This window comes from Bradyrhizobium sp., from assembly GCF_035701725.1.
Lineage (GTDB): Bacteria > Pseudomonadota > Alphaproteobacteria > Rhizobiales > Xanthobacteraceae > Bradyrhizobium.
This window is the reverse complement of record NZ_DASSRP010000397.1, coordinates 1-16,530: the sequence shown is the minus strand read 5'-3', so window position 1 is coordinate 16,530 and position 16,530 is coordinate 1. Positions and strand designations below refer to the sequence as shown.

Genomic DNA, 16,530 nt, shown 5'->3' with positions numbered 1-16,530 from the left:
AACACTAATCCGGCACGACATATCACCCCACGAGCGTAAATTGCAGCAGCAGGGTGCGCTGGATCATCGAGAAGTTATCATCCGACACCATCGTCAGCACCGTCTCGCCCTGCTCGGTGACGAAGGCGTCGATGCCTTCCATGTTGTCGACCTCGTTGCCGAGATCGGCCGCGAAGATCGAAGGACCGTCGATCACGGCGCCGGGCGCAACCGATTGAAGCGGGATGCGCCGGATACGAATCCCAACACCGGACGTCCAGGAAAATTTCCGCTCCAGGATGAGGAGATCACCGTTCGACAGCAACACCGCATCGCTGACGTCGAACTCCCCGGTCCGACGAACGCTGAACTGGCCTGGCGTTGGGCCGCCCACGAGAAATGCGATCAGGTTGCCGTTTGGGTCGAGGCCGCGCTCCGAAATCGCGATCAGCGTTCCGGCCAACGGTTGGCCCTTCGGCACGAACACCAAGGCTTCGAGGCCCTTGTTGTTGGGCAGCCGGCTTGCGGCCACAGGCAGCGGTACGATCTCGCCGCGGGCGCGGGTGAACCCCTTGGAGAAATCGAACCGCAACACTTTGTTCGCCCGTTCAAGTCCGATGTAGACAAGCGAGCCGTCGAGCGCGATCGATTCCGAATCGTACCAGCCATGGGCGGTGATGGGTTTGCCATAGGGCCCTATCATCGGCGCCGATTCGACGTCGGCGAGTCCCGTCATCGCGCGGCCCTGATACCGGATTTGTCCGGTGAACCAGCGCCCCTTGTCGCTGAAGGAGATGAAGCGTTCGCCTTTGGCATCGAGCCGCAGCCCGGACAGTCCGCCGAATTGCGGGTACGGGGAGGTCAGAACCAGGCCGCTGCGGTATTCGAGCGCACCAAAGCGCACGCGGTCATGATCGTGACGGTCGAACCAGGGAATCGGCCGGGACTTGACCTCGATCGGGACCGGGGCATCGGGCGAATGGTCTTCGGTTTGCCCCGGCGCGGCTGGTGGCGAGACGAATTGCGCCTTGGCAAGGCCGGAGGCGGCCATTGTCGAAAGGCCGGCGGCGGCCAGTTGCAGCAAAGCGCGACGCGACAGGCCCGATGCCGACGGCATTTTGCCGAGCCGCCTCACGCCGGCATCAGGAGTGCAGCCGGCGCCGCGAACCTGTTGCCGCCGGCGCAGCCCCATGCGTCTCACTGAACAATTCGGCGAGCTTCTCGGTGATCGCGCCGCCGAGTTCCTCCGCGTCCACGATCGTGACGGCGCGGCGATAGTAGCGCGTGACGTCGTGGCCGATGCCGATGGCAATCAGCTCGACCGGCGAACGCGTCTCGATTTCCTCGATGATGTGACGTAGATGCCGCTCCAGATAGTTGCCGGGATTGACCGACAGCGTGGAATCGTCGACCGGCGCGCCGTCGGAAATCATCATCAGGATCTTGCGCTGTTCGGGACGGCCGAGCAGGCGCTTGTGCGCCCAATCCAGCGCCTCGCCGTCGATATTTTCCTTCAACAGACCCTCGCGCATCATCAGACCGAGATTCTTGCGGGCGCGCCGCCACGGCGCATCGGCCGACTTGTAGATGATGTGCCGGAGGTCGTTGAGACGTCCGGGATTGGCCGGCTTGCCGGCGGCCAGCCACGCCTCGCGCGACTGCCCGCCTTTCCAGGCGCGGGTGGTGAAGCCGAGGATCTCGACCTTGACGCCGCAACGCTCCAGCGTGCGCGCCAGAATGTCGGCGCAGGTCGCCGCGACCGTGATCGGGCGGCCGCGCATCGAGCCGGAATTGTCGAGCAGCAGCGTCACCACGGTATCGCGGAACGTCGCCTCCTTCTCGTGCTTGAACGAGAGCGGATGATAGGGATCGGTCACGACCCGCGGCAGACGGGCGGGATCGAGAATGCCCTCCTCCAGATCGAATTCCCAGGCGCGGTTCTGCTGCGCCATCAGCCGGCGCTGCAAGCGGTTGGCGAGCCGCGCCACGATGCCCTGGAGATGCGCGAGCTGCTTGTCGAGATAGCTCCGCAGCCGTTCGAGTTCGTCGTGATCGCAAAGATCTTCGGCCGCAATCACCTCGTCGAATTTGGGCGCAAAGGCGTGGTATTCCGGACCGCGCGGCTCGTTCTTGCCGTGCGCGTTCGGCCGCGTCGCCTCACCCGGCGTTTCATCGTCGCCGAGTTCGCCATCGTCGAACGTGTCGGAGGTCGAAGCCTGCGCGCTCTCCATCGCGCTGTCCGAAATTTCCTCGGTCGTGGCCTGCGCCTGGTCGGCGCTCATCTCCTGCGCGGCATCGGATTCCGGCGAACCATCGGCGCCGGACTGGTCGTTTTCGCCCTCGCGGCTGTCGTCCTGGTTCTCGTCCTCGTCGGCTTCCGCATCGCGGTCATCGCCGAGTTCAAGCGCCGACAGCAAATCGTGCACGGCGTCGCCGAATTTCGCCTGATCTTCAGCCAGGCGATCGAGCTGGTCGAGCCGGGCACCGATCTTGTCTTCGAGGAACGGACGCCACAGATCGACCATCTTGCGGGCCGCGGTCGGCGGGGCCAGCCCGGTCAGCCGCTCGCGCACCAGCATGGCCAGTGCATCCGACAACGGCGCATCGGCGCGATCGGTAATCTCGTCAAACTTGCCGCGATGAAAATGATCGTCGAGCATCGCGGTGAGGTTCTTGGCAACGCCCGACATGCGCCGCGAGCCGAGCGCTTCGACGCGCGCCTGCTCGACCGCCTCGAACACACCACGCGCCTGCGGATTGCCGGGCATCAGCTTGCGATGCACTTTCGGGTCATGGCAGGCGAGCTTGAGCGCGATCGAATCGGCATGGCCGCGGACGATCGCTGCGTCGCGCTTGGTCATCTTGCGCGGCGGCTCCGGCAACCGCGCCTTGCCTGGCGCCAAACCCGGCCGCTCGGCGGCGAACGACACTTCAAGTTCCGGCTTTTTCGCAATCGCGCGCAGGCACGCGGTGACCGAGCGCTTGAACGGCTCGGTCGGCGCTTCCTTGGGTCCAGTGCGAAACTTGCTGTTTGATGTGCTCATAGTGTCTTCGTAAGCCAATGGCGCGTCACGCCACGAGGATAACCGTCAATCGAACCGAACGCCTTGTAACCGCATTTGCGATAGAAGCCGGGCGCCTGGACACTCATGGTATCGACATAAGAACGAATGGCCCCGAACCGGCGCGCCTCGTCCTCGATCTTCTTGATCAACCCCGCACCGTAACCCCTGGCGCGGAAGCGTCGATCGATCCAGAACAGCTGAATGAACAACACCGTCATCCACACTTCGCCGACGACGCCCCCGACGATCTTTTTCTTCTCACGGAGCGAGATGGCGAAGCGGCGGTATCGCTGCTTCCCCATCTTCTCCTCATTGTAGCGGATGAGGCCGCCGAACACCGCGCGCTTGGTCTCGCCGATCGTATGCTCGACGGCGATCGCCGGCATGGTTCAGCTCAGCGCTACGTTGACCGCGGACTCGGCAAGCTCGGCGTTGAAGCAGCGCTGATAGAATTCGGCCACCAGCGGCCTTTCCAGCTCGTCGCACTTGTTGAGGAAGGTGACGCGGAACGCAAAGCCGATATCACCGAAGATCTCCGAGTTCTCCGCCCAGGTGATCACCGTGCGCGGGCTCATCACCGTGGACAGATCGCCGTTGGCGAATGCGTTGCGGGTGAGATCGGCAAGCCGGACCATCTTGTTGACGATATCGCGGCCCTGAGGTGTACGATAATGATGAGCTTTCGCCAGCACGATCTCCACTTCCTCGTCGTGGGCGAGATAGTTCAGCGTGGTGACGATCGACCAGCGGTCCATCTGGCCCTGGTTGATCTGCTGGGTGCCGTGATAGAGGCCGGACGTGTCGCCGAGACCGACGGTGTTGGCGGTCGCAAACAGACGGAACGCCGGGTGCGGCTTGATCACCTTGTTCTGGTCGAGCAGCGTCAGGCGGCCGGAGACCTCCAGCACGCGCTGAATCACGAACATGACGTCGGGCCGGCCGGCATCGTATTCGTCGAACACCAGCGCGACGTTGTTCTGCAAAGCCCAGGGCAGGATACCATCCTTGAATTCGGTGACCTGCTTGCCATCCTTGACGACGATCGCGTCCTTGCCGACGAGATCGATGCGGCTGATATGGCTGTCGAGGTTGACGCGAACGCAGGGCCAGTTGAGCCGCGCCGCCACCTGCTCGATGTGGGTCGATTTGCCGGTGCCGTGATAGCCGGTGACCATGACGCGGCGGTTCTTCGCGAAGCCGGCGAGAATAGCGAGGGTGGTGGCGCGGTCGAAACGGTAATCGGAATCGACATCCGGCACGTGCGGGTCGACCTGCGAATAAGCCGGCACTTCAAGGTCGCTGTCGATGCCGAATACCTGCCGCACCGACACCTTCATGTCGGGCATGCCTGCGGGCTCTGTGGCTGTGGTCATGGCGGCGGTCGTCATCGGTCCTCCGAGGTCGCGGGCGCTCCCGAAACCAGATTTATGGATAAGGCTGCGGATGGGTAGCTCTAAAATGAAACCTACCAGAGAGCAGCGGTAGGAAGAAGCCCATGCCGCAATCAAAGTTCCGTTGAATAATCATAAACATAGTGGCTGGACGCAGTTTTGGAAGGCTGCCCTGCGAATCCCGTCAAGTCCAAGGCAAAGCCTCGCGCGACCAATGTCTGGCGGACGGGGTGGCGGCACTTTCCGGCCATCTGGCGAGTTGTATTAGGTCTGCGCGCCAAGCACCCTTCCCCCGAAATATAGGGAATTTTCGTGGCCTCACTGATCGACCCATTGATTGCCTTTGTCTCGGCCCACGCTTGGCTGGCCTATCTGACGCTGTTCCTGGCGGCGCTGCTGGAAGCGGTTCCGATCATCGGCGCGGTCGTTCCGGGCTCGACCATCATCTTCGCCCTCAGCGCATTGGTCCCGGGGGGCGAGCTGCAGCTGCCGTGGGTCCTGTTTGCCGCCGTCCTTGGCGCCCTGCTCGGCGACGGGTCGGCGTACATGCTTGGTCATCGCCAGCAACGCGAGCTCCTCAACGTCTGGCCGCTCTCGAGCCATCCGAACCTGGTCGCGCAAAGCGAGGCCTTCTTCCACCGCTGGGGTACACTCGCGGTCTTCTTCGCGCGCTTCGTGCCGCCGGTCCGGGCCTTTGTTCCGGTCACGGCCGGCGCGCTCGGAATGTCGCCGCCGAGTTTCTTTGGCGTCAATATTCCAGCCGTGCTGCTCTGGGCGCCGGCCCATGTGCTGCCGGGCGTGCTCGCGATCACAGCACTGCACCGCTATGGCGGGTTTGCGCCTCACGGCCACGTCGCCAAGCAATACTGGATCGCGACGGTTGTGGTCGGCGCTGTCATCGTCGCGCTGGTGACCTGGTCACGCCGTCGCCGGCGGGGTGGCACCCTGATGGAGCCTGCGGTTCAATCCGAACGCGGCAAGCTCTGATCCGTTTTACGCGCGCACGACCGTCTTCAGGTAGTTGTAGGCCTTGATGATCTCGATCAGGCGATCCTCGGTGGAGCGGTCGCCGCCATTGGCGTCGGGGTGATGTTGCTTGACCAACGCCTTGTACTTGGCCTTGACGTCATCGAGCGTCGCTTCGGCGCCAAGGCCCATAACCTGCAGCGCCTTCCGTTCGGCGTTCATGACCTTGCGCGTTTCCGGCTTGGCCTCCCGCGCGCCCGGACCCGGCCGCCATCTGCCGCGGCCATTGAGCTCGCTGAACATGTGGAACGGATCGGAAGCAGCCTCGAAATCGCCCTCGCCCTTCTTCGCGCCGTTGGCGCCCATCTTCCAGGTCGGGCGATGGCCGGTCAGCGCATCCTTCTGGTAGCGCGCGACGTCTTCCGGATTCATTCCCTGAAAGAAATTGTAGGACTGATTATACTCGCGGACATGGTCGAGGCAGAAATGCCAGTATTCGCGCGAGTTTTCGCGGCCCTTCGGCGCGCGGTGGGCGCCCTTGTTCTCGCACCCCGCCCACTCGCAGGCCACGGCTTCGACACCCGACTGCGCCTGGCGCTTCGCGCTCACCTTGGTCGGCTTGATGCGAATGGAGTCGAAGAATTTGGATGAATCAATCGGCATGCTGTCTTTGACTACGCAACGCTTCAGGCTTCAAGTCTTGACATTGCGAAACCGTTCACTCCGGGTAAGGCATTGACGAAAATTGACGGCAGACGTATTGCCGCAGCCATGAACACCAAAGCCAATATCACAAACAAGTTGCGCGAAGCTTTCTCGCCCGAAAGCCTCGACGTGTCGGATGAATCACATCTTCATGAAGGCCATGCCGGCCACAGGCCCGGCGGCGAGACACATTTCAGGATATATATTGTGTCTGATGCCTTCAAAGGAAAGAGCCGGCTGGAGCGCCACCGCATGATTAATACGACGCTCGCTGCGGAACTGGGCGGCGGCGTGCACGCGCTGGCGATCAAGGCGCAGGCGCCGGGAGAGGCCAACTGATCCGCTGGTCGTACGACGGGCGGCGCTCCCTCGGACAAGCCTGCCGAAACGGCGTATCGGCAGCCTGACCTCAAGAGATTTTGACTAAAAGGCCTTTTGACTAGAAGGCCTTGCCCGCTCGCCTCGGCATTTTCTCCGCACTGTCAGCCTCGCGCGGCACTGCGACGATCCGAAGCGCGGTGATACGGTTGCGCTCGCGTCGAAGCACACGGAAACGGAAGCCGTGGAAGGTGAAGCTCTGCCCGCGCTCGGGGATCGAGCGCGCCTCGTGGATCACGAGACCTGCAACCGTGGTCGCTTCCTCGTCGGGCAGATGCCAGTCCATGGCCCGGTTGAGGTCGCGGATCGGCACCGAACCATCCACGACGACCGAGCCGTCGGGCTGGGCGCGAACGCCGGCGACCACGACATCATGCTCGTCGGAAATATCGCCGACGATCTCTTCCAGAATATCTTCCAGCGTCACCATCCCCTCGACCTCGCCGTACTCATCGACCACGAGCGCGAAGTGGGTCTTGCGGCGGCGGAAAGCCTTGAGCTGCTCGGAAACCGGACGCATCTCCGGCACGAACCAGGGCGGCAGCATGATGGTGGTGACGTCGATCTTGGACGTTTCACCTTCGGATGCGCGGATGGCGCGCAACAGGTCCTTGGCGTGCAGCACGCCGATGATGTTTTCCGGCTTCTCACGCCACAGCGGAATGCGCGTGAACTCGGTCGCCAGCACCTCGCGCACCAGCTCTTCCGGCGGCAGGTCGGCGTTGATCATCACCATTTCGGTGCGGTGAACCATCACGTCGGAGACCTGAAGCTCGCGAAGGTCCAGCAATCCCCCGAGCATGTCGCGGTCCTGCTTCTCGACCTTGCCTTCGTGATGAAGCAGATCAACCGCGCCGCGCAGACGCTCGAACGGCGACAGGATCGGCTGATTGTGATTTGCGGTAGCGTTGAACAACCTCAGCAACAGCCGCACGATCCCTTCGACGACCGTGACCAGCGGCCCAAGCAGAACCATGGTCATCTTGATCGGGCGCGCGACCGCAAGTGCGACGCGGTCCGGCGCATTGATCGCGATCGTCTTCGGCAGCACCTCGGCAAAGATCACGACCAGCGCCGTCATCACGCCGGTGGCGTAGAGCACACCGACCTCGCCGAACCAGGCCGTGAAGATTCCGGTTGCCAGCGCGGAAGCTCCGATGTTGGCGATATTGTTGCCGAGCAGCAACGCGCCGATCAAGCGCTCGCGCATCTCCGACAGGCCGGAGACGATGATCGCGTCCGCATTGCCCTGCTTCGACAACCGCAGCATGCTGGCGCGCGAAGCGCCGGTCAGCGCGGTTTCACTGGCGGCGAAAAATGCCGACACCAGAAGACAGACCAGGACGATGGAAAACGTGATCCAATCCATGCGCGTCTATTCAATTGCCGAATCAGGCCCGAAGTTTGATTTTCAGAAAATCACGCACCAATGACGGCTCGACGTCAGGCGCAATGACAGCGCGGCCGATTGCTTCGAGCAGGATGAAGGTGAGCCGGCCGCGCTTGACCTTCTTGTCCTGCGCCATCAGCGCCATCAACGCGTCGGCGTCGGCCAGGCCTTCCTGGGTAAAACCTGCAATCTCCTGCAATGCCGTCGGCAAACCGACATCGGCCAGATGGCGCTTGATACGGATCGCATCGTCGTCCGCAATCATCCCAAGCTGCGCGGAAAGCTGCGCCGCCAGCACCATCCCGACGGAAACGCCCTCGCCGTGAAACAGCCGGTCGGAGAAGCCGGTCGCCGCTTCAAGCGCATGGCCGAAGGTATGGCCGAGATTGAGCAAAGCGCGCTCGCCGTTCTCCCGTTCGTCGCGCGAGACGATTGCCGCCTTGGCGCGGCAGGATGTCGCGATGGCATGCTCGCGCGCGCTGCTGCCGGAAAAGATGTCGGCGTGATTCTTCTCCAACCACGCGAAAAAAGCTTCGTCGCCGAGCAGGCCGTATTTGGCGACCTCCGCGTAGCCGGCGCGGAACTGACGGGGCGACAGCGTATCGAGCACGGCGGTGTCGGCGACCACCAGCACCGGTTGATGAAATGCCCCAATGAGGTTCTTGCCCTGCGGCGAATTGATGCCGGTCTTGCCGCCGACCGAGGAATCGACCTGCGCCAGCAGTGAGGTCGGCACCTGAACGAAATCGACGCCGCGGCGCAGGATCGCAGCCGCGAAGCCCGCGAGATCGCCGACCACGCCGCCGCCCAGCGCCACCACAAGGTCGTTGCGCTCGATTTTGGCCGCGATCAGGGCTTCGCTGACCCTCTCGAGAACCGCATAGCTCTTGGAGCCCTCACCTTCCTCGACGATCACATGGGAGGTTGCGATGCCCGCCTGCGTCAGCGACGCTTCTGCCGCTTTGAGCCAATGGCCGGCGACCGTGCGATCGGTGACGATGGCGGTCCGCGCGCCGGGCCGCAGCGCCGCAACGCGCTCGCCGAGCGAGGCCAGGACATCACGGCCGATCACGATGTCATAGGCCCGATCGCCGAGCGCGACGTCGACGGTGATCGGGTCGGTGTGCTTGAACGGCGCGGTCATTGCGCCGCGCCCAGGCTGTCGTCGCGTTGCGCCGCGCGGCCACCGCAAAGCTTTTCGTGCAAGGCATCGAGACATTCGTCGACGATCTTGTCGTGGGGAACATCGCGCGACCACACCGTCACATCGGCCAGGCTGTAGACCGGCTCGCGTTCCTTGATCAGCCGCTCGACCGTGGCCTCGGGATCAGCAGTCTGCAGCAATGGCCGGTCGGAGCGGCGCTTCACCCGCCGCATGATCACGTCGCTATCGACCTTGAGCCAGATCGAAACGGCCTTTTCGCGGATGCGATCGCGGGTTTCCTGCCGCATGACGGCGCCGCCGCCGGTCGCGATCACCGCCGGCCCATTGTCGAGCAGGCTCGCAATTACCCGCACCTCGCCATCCCTGAAATAGGGTTCGCCATATTTCGCGAAAATATCCGGAATCGGCATTCCGAAATGCCGCGCCTCGATTTCGGCGTCGGCATCGAGGAATGGCAGGCCGAGCCGGGCCGACAGCCGCCGTCCGATGGTGGACTTGCCAGCCCCCATCATGCCAACCAGCACGATCGAACGCGCGCCGAGGGCCGCCGCAATCTCGGCTTCCTGGGTGGCAGTGACGGCATTGGGCAGGACAATATCGGGCATTTTCTTCAATCGAGCGGCTGAGAATTCAAAGAGTGACCATAAACCCTTGCAACGAAATGTCGAACATGGTGGTAGTCAAATCAGGCCCATTTCGACAAATCTAGGGTTAATTCGCCTCTCGAGGCGGCCAGCCATTTAGCACATGCCGAGCCTGTTCCGCTTTTTGACCGTGGTCGCGATCATTGTGGGGGTCGTCTATGGGACGATTTTCGCGCTGGCGAACTTCGTCAATCCGAAGCCGCGCGAAATGACGATCAACGTGCCGCCGGACAAGTTCCTCAAGAAATAGCCGGATCCAGCCGGGAGGGGTTCGTCAAGGATTTGCGGGTTAGGGTTTGCGAATGCGCGCCAAGCCTTCCGATGAGACACTGATCGACCTGTTCCTCGACATGCTCGCCGCCGAGCAGGGCGCCGGCCGCAACACGCTCGACGCCTATCGCCGCGACCTCAACGACCTTTCCGCCTTTCTTGTCGGCGAAGGGCAGAGCTTCGCCGGCGCCGAGACGCAATCGTTGCGCGACTATCTCGCCGACCTCGACACCAGGGGTTTCAAGTCTTCGAGCGTGGCGCGGCGGTTGTCGGCTATGCGGCATCTGTTTCGCTTCCTGCTCAGCGAGCGGATTCGCAGCGACGATCCGGCGGCAATATTGTCCGGCCCCAAGCGCGGCCGCGGCCTTCCCAAGGTGCTCTCGATAGCGGACGTCGATCGCCTGCTGACGCACGCCAAGACGCTGGCCGGCGAGGCCAGCCCTTCGCCGCAGGCGCAGCTTCGCGCGATGCGGCTCTATTGCCTGCTCGAAGTGCTCTACGCGACGGGCTTGCGCGTCTCCGAACTGGTGGCGCTGCCGCTGTCGGCCGCGCGCAGCGACGCCCGCATGATCGTGGTGCGCGGCAAGGGCAACAAGGAGCGGCTGGTGCCGCTGAACGAGGCCTCGCGCCGGGCGATGGCCGACTACCTGGCGGCGATGGAGGCACTCAGGACGTCAAAGGCGAAAAACGCCGCCGTGTCGAAGTGGCTGTTTCCTTCCTTCGGCGAAAGCGGACATCTGACGCGCCAGCATTTCGCGCGCGACCTGAAGGAACTCGCGGCCTCGGCGGGCCTCGCGCCGCGCCAGATCTCCCCGCACGTCTTGCGCCACGCCTTCGCCAGCCATCTCCTGCACAACGGCGCCGACCTGCGCATCGTCCAAACGCTGCTCGGCCACACCGACATTTCGACCACGCAGATCTATACCCACGTGGTCGAAGAACGCCTGAAAAGCCTGGTGCGTGATCTGCATCCGCTGTCCGAGGGATAGCGGGGCGATCCACACTCGCCCCGGGCGAACTTCTTGACTTCGGCCGCGTCTCCCCCGAAAGAGCTTTTCCGCCCGCTCCCCGGCGCGTGTTCGGCCGAGGGGGTGACGCCCGACCTTCGAGCCCACGCTAACTATCTGAAGATACGTACTTTCCTAAGCCACCCCCAGCGCCGCTTCGACCGCGGATAGCTTCGTCTCTATATTGTCTTGATGCCGGATCACATGCGCAGCTACCTCGATTTCGAAAAGCCCGTCGCCGAACTCGATTCCAAAATCGATGAATTGCGCGTGCTCGCGGCCTCCGGCAGCGACATCGGCGAGGAGATTTCGCGGATCGAGGAGAAGGCCGCGCAGGCGCTCGCCGACCTCTATGCCGGGCTGACCCCGTGGCAAAAGACGTTGGTGGCGCGCCATCCGCAGCGGCCGCATTTCACCGATTTCATCAACGGGCTGATTACGGAGTTCACACCGCTCGCCGGCGATCGCAAGTTCGCCGAGGACGAGGCGTTGGTCGGCGGCTTTGGCCGCTTCCAGGGCGAGAGCATTTGCGTGATGGGCCAGGAGAAGGGCGCCAGCACCGATTCCCGGATCAAGCATAATTTCGGCATGGCGCGTCCGGAGGGCTACCGCAAGGCAGTGCGACTTATGGAGATGGCCGACCGCTTCGGCATTCCCGTGCTGTCGATCGTCGATTCCGCCGGCGCTTATCCCGGCATCGGCGCCGAGGAACGCGGCCAGGCGGAGGCGATCGCGCGCTCGACCGACGCCTGCCTTGCACTCACCGTGCCCAATGTCGCGATCATCACCGGCGAGGGGATGTCCGGCGGCGCCATCGCGATCACCACGGCCAACCGCGTGCTGATGTTCGAGCATGCGATCTACAGCGTGATTTCGCCAGAGGCCGCCTCCTCGATCCTGTGGCGCGACGGGACCAAGGCCCAGGAGGCGGCCACCAATATGAAAATCACCGCCCAGGACATGCTGCGATTCGGCGTGATCGACCAGATCCTGAAGGAGCCGGTCGGGGGCGCCCATCGCGACCCCGCGGCCATGATCGCCAGCACCGGCGAGGCGGTGGCGCAGGCGCTCAGCGAGTTCAAGCAGATGGACGCCGAGGCGATTCGCAAGCAACGGCGGCAGAAATTCCTCGATATTGGCCGCAAACCGTTCTGACGACTGATCTTCGCGAACGCCCTCGCCTTATTCCAGCCGCAATTGCGCCGTGCGCCAGCGTTTAAACTCTGTTGACTATGCCTGATGGCGCGCGGGTCACACCGGCCAGCTCGGCTTGCGACGGCAGGGCCTTTAAGGGTAAAGTTTTATTCAATGGCTTCAGGGCATCGACGCTGGTTTGGGGTGCGAGATTTGCCCGTTGGGTGTGGAGCTTTGCATTGATTCGTCGCTCGCTCGTTCGCGCGCTCATGACATCTGTCGCGCTGTCGGCAGGTGCGCTTCTCGCCGGCTGCAATAGCGACGAGATCGGCTCGCTCGCCACCAACGCCAAGGCCAACCAGCCGGTCCCGCCCAAGCTGATCGCGGCGATGGTCGAGAAGAACATGGATCTGCAGTCGCCGATCCTGATCCGCCTGTTCAAGCAGGAAGCCGAGCTGGAAGTGTGGAAGCAGGACCGCACCGGCCGCTTCGCGCTGCTCAAGACCTATCCGATCTGCCGCTGGTCCGGCGATCTCGGCCCGAAAGTCCGCGAAGGCGACCGCCAGGCGCCGGAGGGCTTCTACGCCATCACGCCGGCGCAGATGAACCCGACCTCCGCCTACTATCTTTCCTTCAACACCGGTTATCCGAATGCCTATGACCGCTCGCTCGGCCATACCGGCTCGGAGCTGATGGTCCATGGCGACTGTTCATCGCGCGGCTGCTACGCCATGACCGACGAGCAGATCGCGGAAATCTACGCGCTCGGACGCGAGTCCTTCTTCGGCGGCCAGAAATCGTTCCAGTTCCAGGCCTACCCGTTCCACATGACGGCGCTCAACATGGCGCGGCACCGCAACAGCCCGCACATGGCCTTCTGGAAAATGATCAAGGAAGGCAACGATCATTTCGAAGTGACGAAGCAGGAACCGAAGGTCGACTTCTGCGAGAAGAAATACGTGTTCGATGCGGTGAAAGCGCCGGACGCCAAGCGTGATCCTGTGTTCGAAGCCTCGTCGAAGTGCCCGGCCTATGTCGTTCCGCAAGAAGTCGCTGACGCCGTCCGCGAGAAGCAGGCGGCCGACGACGCCGAATTCGCCAAGCTGGTTTCCAAGGGCACGCCGATGGCCCAGCTCAACACCGGCATCGATGGCGGCATGCATCGGGTGTTCGCCGCCCGCGTCCCGAACGGCAATACCGGCCTTTCCGAAGCCGGTCCAACTCCGTCGGTCTTCAACCCGCCGGAACGCGCACCCGGCACCATCCCGCTCGATCACGTCAACCCGCCGCGGGGGTCCGTGACGTCGCCGGATGATCCGCTCACGGCCTCGCTCTCGTCGTCTTCGACACGGGTCGCCGCTGCGCCAAGCGGCGAGTCGGAAGGCTTCTTCTCGAGCCTTTCCCGCGCCTTTGCCGGCAGCGCGTCCGCGGATGCGACCACGGCCACAACGCCGCCGCCACCGACCCCGGCCAAGCCGAAGGTCGCCGACGTCAAGCCGCGGCTTGAGGCCGCCAAGCCGGCGAAGGAAACCAAACAGGCTTCGGCGAAACCGGCCGCCAAGCCTGCTGCGACCGAGACCGCGGCTGCGACCCCAGCGCCAGCCGCCGCACCCGCGGCATCACAACCTGCAACGAGCCTCGTGGCCGGCGCCCAGCCGATCGTGTCGTCGAATTCGTTCGACAGCCGCTTCTCGGCCGCGAAGTAAGCCTCCACTCCGACTGAACTGACGAAGCGCAATCACTTCGATCGCGCTTCAGGGTTGTTTTCGGCGCATGGTCTTTTCCGAAAACCCGTTCACGCTTTCCGGATCCTGCATTAGTCTCTGGCCCAACGAAAAAGAACGCCGGGTCGGCCTCGCCGATCGCGCGACGAAAAATGGGGAGAGGCCCATGGCCAAATCGGAAACACCCGGGCTGCACCGCCGCCGGTTTCTGAAAGGAATGGTCGCAGCTGGAGGCGCCAGCGTGGCCGCGCCGAGCACAACCCGCGCGCAAACCTCTCCTGCCGCCAAGACCAATGCGCCGACGCCTGACGCAGCCACACGGGTCAAGGAGCGCGAGCGTCCGCCGGAGCTCGAGCGGCTGACCACGGAAAAAACCGGCTCCGATTTCATGGTCGACGTCTGCAAGACGCTCAACATCGACTACATGGCATCCTGCCCCGGCTCGACGTTCCGCGCCCTGCAGGAAAGCTTCATCAACTATGGCGCCAACAAGAAGCCGGAATGGCTGACCTGCCTGCACGAGGAAGTCTCGGTCGGGATGGCGCATGGCTACGCCAAGGTCGCCGGCAAGCCGATGGCGGCGATCATGCACGGCACCGTTGGCACGCAGCACGCCTCGATGGCAATCTACAACGCCTATTGCGACCGCGTTCCGATGCTGCTTTTCACCGGCAATGCTGGCCCGCTCAACGAGCGACGGCCCGGCGTCGAATGGTTCCACAGCGTGCAGGACGGCGCCGCCACCGTGCGCGATTTCGTCAAATGGGACGACTATCCGATGTCGTTGCAGCATTTCGCCGAATCGGCCGTGCGCGGATACGCGCTCAGTTGCGCGCAGCCGTCCGGGCCGGTGTTTATCGTCGCCGACAGCAAGCTTCAGGAAGACCCGCTTGAGGAGCGCGAGGCGCGCAAGCTCAGGATCCCGCGCCTGACGATGCCTGCGCAGACCACGGGCGATCCGAACGCGCTGCGCGAGGCCGCCAAGATGCTGGTGGCCGCCGAGGCGCCTGTGATCATCGCCGACCGCTATGCGCGCTCACAACAGGCCATGGCGGATCTGGTGCGGCTGGCCGAGCTGTTGCAGGCGCCCGTGATCGACAACCGCGCGCGCATGAACATGCCGAACACCCATTACCTTTGCCAGTCGGAGCGCGCCGGCGCCTTGCTCGCCCAGGCCGATTGCATCCTGTCGCTCGAGCCGGTCGATCTGTTCGGCCAGCTCAACACGATGCGCGATCAGCTCGAACGCACGGACTCGCCGAAGATCAGGCCGGGTGCGAAGGTCATCAGCATCTCGACGCACGATCTTTTGATGCATGCCAACTATCAGGATTTTCAGCGTTACGCCGCGGCCGACCTCAGCATCACCGCGGACGCGCAGACCACGTTGCCTTCCCTGATCGAGGCCGTGCAGCGCGAGACCTCCTCGTCAGGCAAGAATGCCAACGAGACGCGCGGCGAGAAGCTGCGCCGGGCTTATCAGGGCATGCTCGAGCGCGAGCGCACCGAAGCCACCTTTGCCTGGAATGCGAAGCCGATCTCGACCGCAAGGCTCTATATGGAGCTGTGGGCGCAGGTGCAGATGGAGGACTGGGCGCTGGTCGCCGATGGCGATTTCTCCTCGCGCTGGCCGCACCGGCTGTGGCCGCTGGAAAAGCATTATCGCTTCATCGGCGGTTCCGGCGCCTATGGCGTCGGCTATCAACCGGTCGCGGCGCTCGGCGCGGCGCTGGCCCACCGCGATGCCGGCGGCGGCCGCGTCGTGATCAATGTCTGCGGCGACGGCGAGTTCAACATGGCGCCTCATACGCTGTGGACCGCCGCCCATCACGGCATCCCCTACCTGACGATCATCCAGAACAACCGCGCCTATCATCAGGAGATCATGCACGTGCAGCGGATGGCGAACCGGCACAATCGCGGCATTCGCAATGCATCGATCGGCACGACGATCGACAATCCGAACATCGATTATGCAAAGATCGCGCTTGGCTATGGCGCGATCGGCATCGGGCCGATCGACGACCCGAACGATCTGGCCGACGCGTTCCGCAAAGGCATCGCCGCCGTAAAGGCTGGCCAGCCCGTGCTGATCGACGTCGTCACGCAGCCGCGCTGAGGGTGACCGTTATGAAACAATCCTCACTCGCTCTCGCGCTTTTGATGTTGACCATCGCCTCCGCATCGGCACAGCAGGCCCAGATTTCGGGCAATGTTGCCCACGGCAAGACGCTCTACCAGGAAACCGGATGCTATCAATGCCATGGCCTGGCAGGCCAGGGCGCGCCGAGGACAGGCCCGCGCGTGTCGCGCACCGAATTTCCGTTCGACGGCTTCGTCAATCAGCTCCGTCGTCCCGCCGATCAGATGCCGCCCTATGAGGCGACCGTGCTATCGGACCAGGACGCCGCCGATATCTATGCTTATTTGCGGCAGATGCCGCCGCCACCGGACGCCAGCAGCATTCCGCTGCTGAAGACCGCGCGTTAGGTGACAGACAAACGTCGTCATTGCGAGGCGCGTCAGCGCCAGAGTCTTATGAGGCCTAAAACTGGATGGCTTCGCTAACGCTCGCGATGACGGAATCGCGGCGACCGTGAGAGCTTTTCGCCCTCACGCATATTTGCCGTGGCAGTGCTTGTACTTCTTGCCCGAGCCGCACGGACAATCCTCATTGCGGCCGACCTTGCCCCACGTCGCCGGGTTCTTCGG

The 16,530-nt window shown here is 63.5% G+C and carries 17 protein-coding genes; 8 read left to right on the top strand and 9 right to left on the bottom strand.

All coding sequences use genetic code 11. The features are described 5' to 3' along the window. Positions 1 to 22: 22 nt before the first annotated feature. Genes VFL62_RS23995 through cobS form a run of 4 tightly spaced genes read right to left on the bottom strand, consistent with a single transcriptional unit; the run spans position 23 to position 4,432 of the window. Entirely contained in the window at positions 23 to 1,096 is a 1,074-nt protein-coding gene (locus VFL62_RS23995) for an esterase-like activity of phytase family protein (RefSeq protein ID WP_325174890.1), read from the bottom strand. Positions 1,097 to 1,121: 25 nt separating this feature from the next. Then, positions 1,122 to 3,023 carry a cobaltochelatase subunit CobT gene (gene cobT / locus VFL62_RS23990; RefSeq protein ID WP_325174879.1) on the bottom strand — a complete coding sequence of 634 codons (1,902 nt, stop codon included), beginning with the start codon at positions 3,021 to 3,023 and terminating at the stop codon, positions 1,122 to 1,124. Then, complete coding sequence (locus VFL62_RS23985; RefSeq protein ID WP_325174878.1) at positions 3,020 to 3,430, bottom strand: GNAT family N-acetyltransferase; 411 nt, start codon at positions 3,428 to 3,430, stop codon at positions 3,020 to 3,022. Before VFL62_RS23985 ends, cobT begins: the two co-directional genes overlap by 4 nt. A gap of 3 nt (positions 3,431 to 3,433) precedes the next feature. Next, on the bottom strand, positions 3,434 to 4,432 hold the full coding sequence (gene cobS, locus VFL62_RS23980; protein WP_325174877.1) for a cobaltochelatase subunit CobS: 999 nt from the start codon (positions 4,430 to 4,432) through the stop codon (positions 3,434 to 3,436). Positions 4,433 to 4,747: 315 nt separating this feature from the next. Here cobS and VFL62_RS23975 point away from each other — a divergent pair, with 315 nt between their 5' ends. Further along, positions 4,748 to 5,422 carry a DedA family protein gene (locus VFL62_RS23975; protein WP_325174876.1) on the top strand — a complete coding sequence of 225 codons (675 nt, stop codon included), beginning with the start codon at positions 4,748 to 4,750 and terminating at the stop codon, positions 5,420 to 5,422. A gap of 6 nt (positions 5,423 to 5,428) precedes the next feature. On the opposite strand, the gene VFL62_RS23970 is transcribed toward VFL62_RS23975, so the two are convergent. After that, a complete protein-coding gene (locus VFL62_RS23970; RefSeq protein ID WP_325174875.1) occupies positions 5,429 to 6,064 on the bottom strand; it encodes a J domain-containing protein in 636 nt (211 codons plus the stop codon). Between the two features lie 108 nt (positions 6,065 to 6,172). On the opposite strand from VFL62_RS23970, the gene VFL62_RS23965 reads away from it, so the two are divergent. After that, positions 6,173 to 6,445 (top strand): BolA family protein, encoded by a 273-nt coding sequence (locus VFL62_RS23965; protein ID WP_325174889.1) that lies wholly within the window; start codon positions 6,173 to 6,175, stop codon positions 6,443 to 6,445. A 100-nt stretch (positions 6,446 to 6,545) separates the two neighbouring features. On the opposite strand, the gene VFL62_RS23960 is transcribed toward VFL62_RS23965, so the two are convergent. From VFL62_RS23960 to VFL62_RS23950, 3 genes are read right to left on the bottom strand one after another with little or no spacing between them, the layout of a single operon-like run. Then, positions 6,546 to 7,853, bottom strand: a complete 1,308-nt coding sequence (locus tag VFL62_RS23960) for an HlyC/CorC family transporter (RefSeq protein ID WP_325174874.1) — start codon at positions 7,851 to 7,853, stop codon at positions 6,546 to 6,548. A gap of 22 nt (positions 7,854 to 7,875) precedes the next feature. Continuing rightward, positions 7,876 to 9,018, bottom strand: a complete 1,143-nt coding sequence (aroB, locus tag VFL62_RS23955) for a 3-dehydroquinate synthase (RefSeq protein ID WP_325174873.1) — start codon at positions 9,016 to 9,018, stop codon at positions 7,876 to 7,878. Then, positions 9,015 to 9,644, bottom strand: a complete 630-nt coding sequence (locus VFL62_RS23950) for a shikimate kinase (RefSeq protein ID WP_325174872.1) — start codon at positions 9,642 to 9,644, stop codon at positions 9,015 to 9,017. Before VFL62_RS23950 ends, aroB begins: the two co-directional genes overlap by 4 nt. A gap of 142 nt (positions 9,645 to 9,786) precedes the next feature. Here VFL62_RS23950 and VFL62_RS23945 point away from each other — a divergent pair, with 142 nt between their 5' ends. The 6 genes from VFL62_RS23945 (at position 9,787) to VFL62_RS23920 (ending at position 16,308) form a co-directional block, all read left to right on the top strand. Further along, a complete protein-coding gene (locus VFL62_RS23945; protein ID WP_072818900.1) occupies positions 9,787 to 9,933 on the top strand; it encodes a histidine kinase in 147 nt (48 codons plus the stop codon). A gap of 52 nt (positions 9,934 to 9,985) precedes the next feature. Further along, complete coding sequence (gene xerD / locus VFL62_RS23940) at positions 9,986 to 10,942, top strand: site-specific tyrosine recombinase XerD (protein WP_325174871.1); 957 nt, start codon at positions 9,986 to 9,988, stop codon at positions 10,940 to 10,942. A 210-nt stretch (positions 10,943 to 11,152) separates the two neighbouring features. Beyond that, positions 11,153 to 12,115 (top strand): acetyl-CoA carboxylase carboxyltransferase subunit alpha, encoded by a 963-nt coding sequence (locus VFL62_RS23935; RefSeq protein ID WP_325174870.1) that lies wholly within the window; start codon positions 11,153 to 11,155, stop codon positions 12,113 to 12,115. 218 nt (positions 12,116 to 12,333) lie between these two features. After that, positions 12,334 to 13,800, top strand: coding sequence for a murein L,D-transpeptidase family protein (locus VFL62_RS23930; RefSeq protein ID WP_325174869.1), 1,467 nt, complete (start codon positions 12,334 to 12,336; stop codon positions 13,798 to 13,800). Between the two features lie 184 nt (positions 13,801 to 13,984). Beyond that, positions 13,985 to 15,937: a thiamine pyrophosphate-binding protein gene (locus VFL62_RS23925; RefSeq protein WP_325174868.1), complete on the top strand. Its 1,953-nt coding sequence runs from the start codon at positions 13,985 to 13,987 to the stop codon at positions 15,935 to 15,937. A gap of 11 nt (positions 15,938 to 15,948) precedes the next feature. Beyond that, the gene (locus VFL62_RS23920; protein WP_325174867.1) at positions 15,949 to 16,308 is read left to right on the top strand and encodes a cytochrome c; all 360 of its coding nucleotides are present in this window, start codon (positions 15,949 to 15,951) and stop codon (positions 16,306 to 16,308) included. 123 nt (positions 16,309 to 16,431) lie between these two features. On the opposite strand, the gene VFL62_RS26940 is transcribed toward VFL62_RS23920, so the two are convergent. After that, positions 16,432 to 16,530, bottom strand: a 99-nt coding sequence (locus tag VFL62_RS26940; protein WP_414644829.1) for an SEC-C metal-binding domain-containing protein, incomplete at its 5' end; no start/stop codon positions are given.

What these genes read in the sequence shown, in the direction of transcription:
- VFL62_RS23995 (WP_325174890.1), bottom strand. Translation starts at nt 1,096, where the DNA reads ATGCCGTCGGCATCGGGCCTGTCGCGTCGCGCTTTGCTGCAACTGGCC.
- cobT (WP_325174879.1), bottom strand. Translation starts at nt 3,023, where the DNA reads ATGAGCACATCAAACAGCAAGTTTCGCACTGGACCCAAGGAAGCGCCG.
- VFL62_RS23985 (WP_325174878.1), bottom strand. Translation starts at nt 3,430, where the DNA reads ATGCCGGCGATCGCCGTCGAGCATACGATCGGCGAGACCAAGCGCGCG.
- cobS (WP_325174877.1), bottom strand. Translation starts at nt 4,432, where the DNA reads ATGACGACCGCCGCCATGACCACAGCCACAGAGCCCGCAGGCATGCCC.
- VFL62_RS23970 (WP_325174875.1), bottom strand. Translation starts at nt 6,064, where the DNA reads ATGCCGATTGATTCATCCAAATTCTTCGACTCCATTCGCATCAAGCCG.
- VFL62_RS23965 (WP_325174889.1), top strand. Translation starts at nt 6,173, where the DNA reads ATGAACACCAAAGCCAATATCACAAACAAGTTGCGCGAAGCTTTCTCG.
- VFL62_RS23960 (WP_325174874.1), bottom strand. Translation starts at nt 7,853, where the DNA reads ATGGATTGGATCACGTTTTCCATCGTCCTGGTCTGTCTTCTGGTGTCG.
- aroB (WP_325174873.1), bottom strand. Translation starts at nt 9,018, where the DNA reads ATGACCGCGCCGTTCAAGCACACCGACCCGATCACCGTCGACGTCGCG.
- VFL62_RS23950 (WP_325174872.1), bottom strand. Translation starts at nt 9,644, where the DNA reads ATGCCCGATATTGTCCTGCCCAATGCCGTCACTGCCACCCAGGAAGCC.
- VFL62_RS23945 (WP_072818900.1), top strand. Translation starts at nt 9,787, where the DNA reads ATGCCGAGCCTGTTCCGCTTTTTGACCGTGGTCGCGATCATTGTGGGG.
- xerD (WP_325174871.1), top strand. Translation starts at nt 9,986, where the DNA reads ATGCGCGCCAAGCCTTCCGATGAGACACTGATCGACCTGTTCCTCGAC.
- VFL62_RS23935 (WP_325174870.1), top strand. Translation starts at nt 11,153, where the DNA reads ATGCCGGATCACATGCGCAGCTACCTCGATTTCGAAAAGCCCGTCGCC.
- VFL62_RS23925 (WP_325174868.1), top strand. Translation starts at nt 13,985, where the DNA reads ATGGCCAAATCGGAAACACCCGGGCTGCACCGCCGCCGGTTTCTGAAA.
- VFL62_RS23920 (WP_325174867.1), top strand. Translation starts at nt 15,949, where the DNA reads ATGAAACAATCCTCACTCGCTCTCGCGCTTTTGATGTTGACCATCGCC.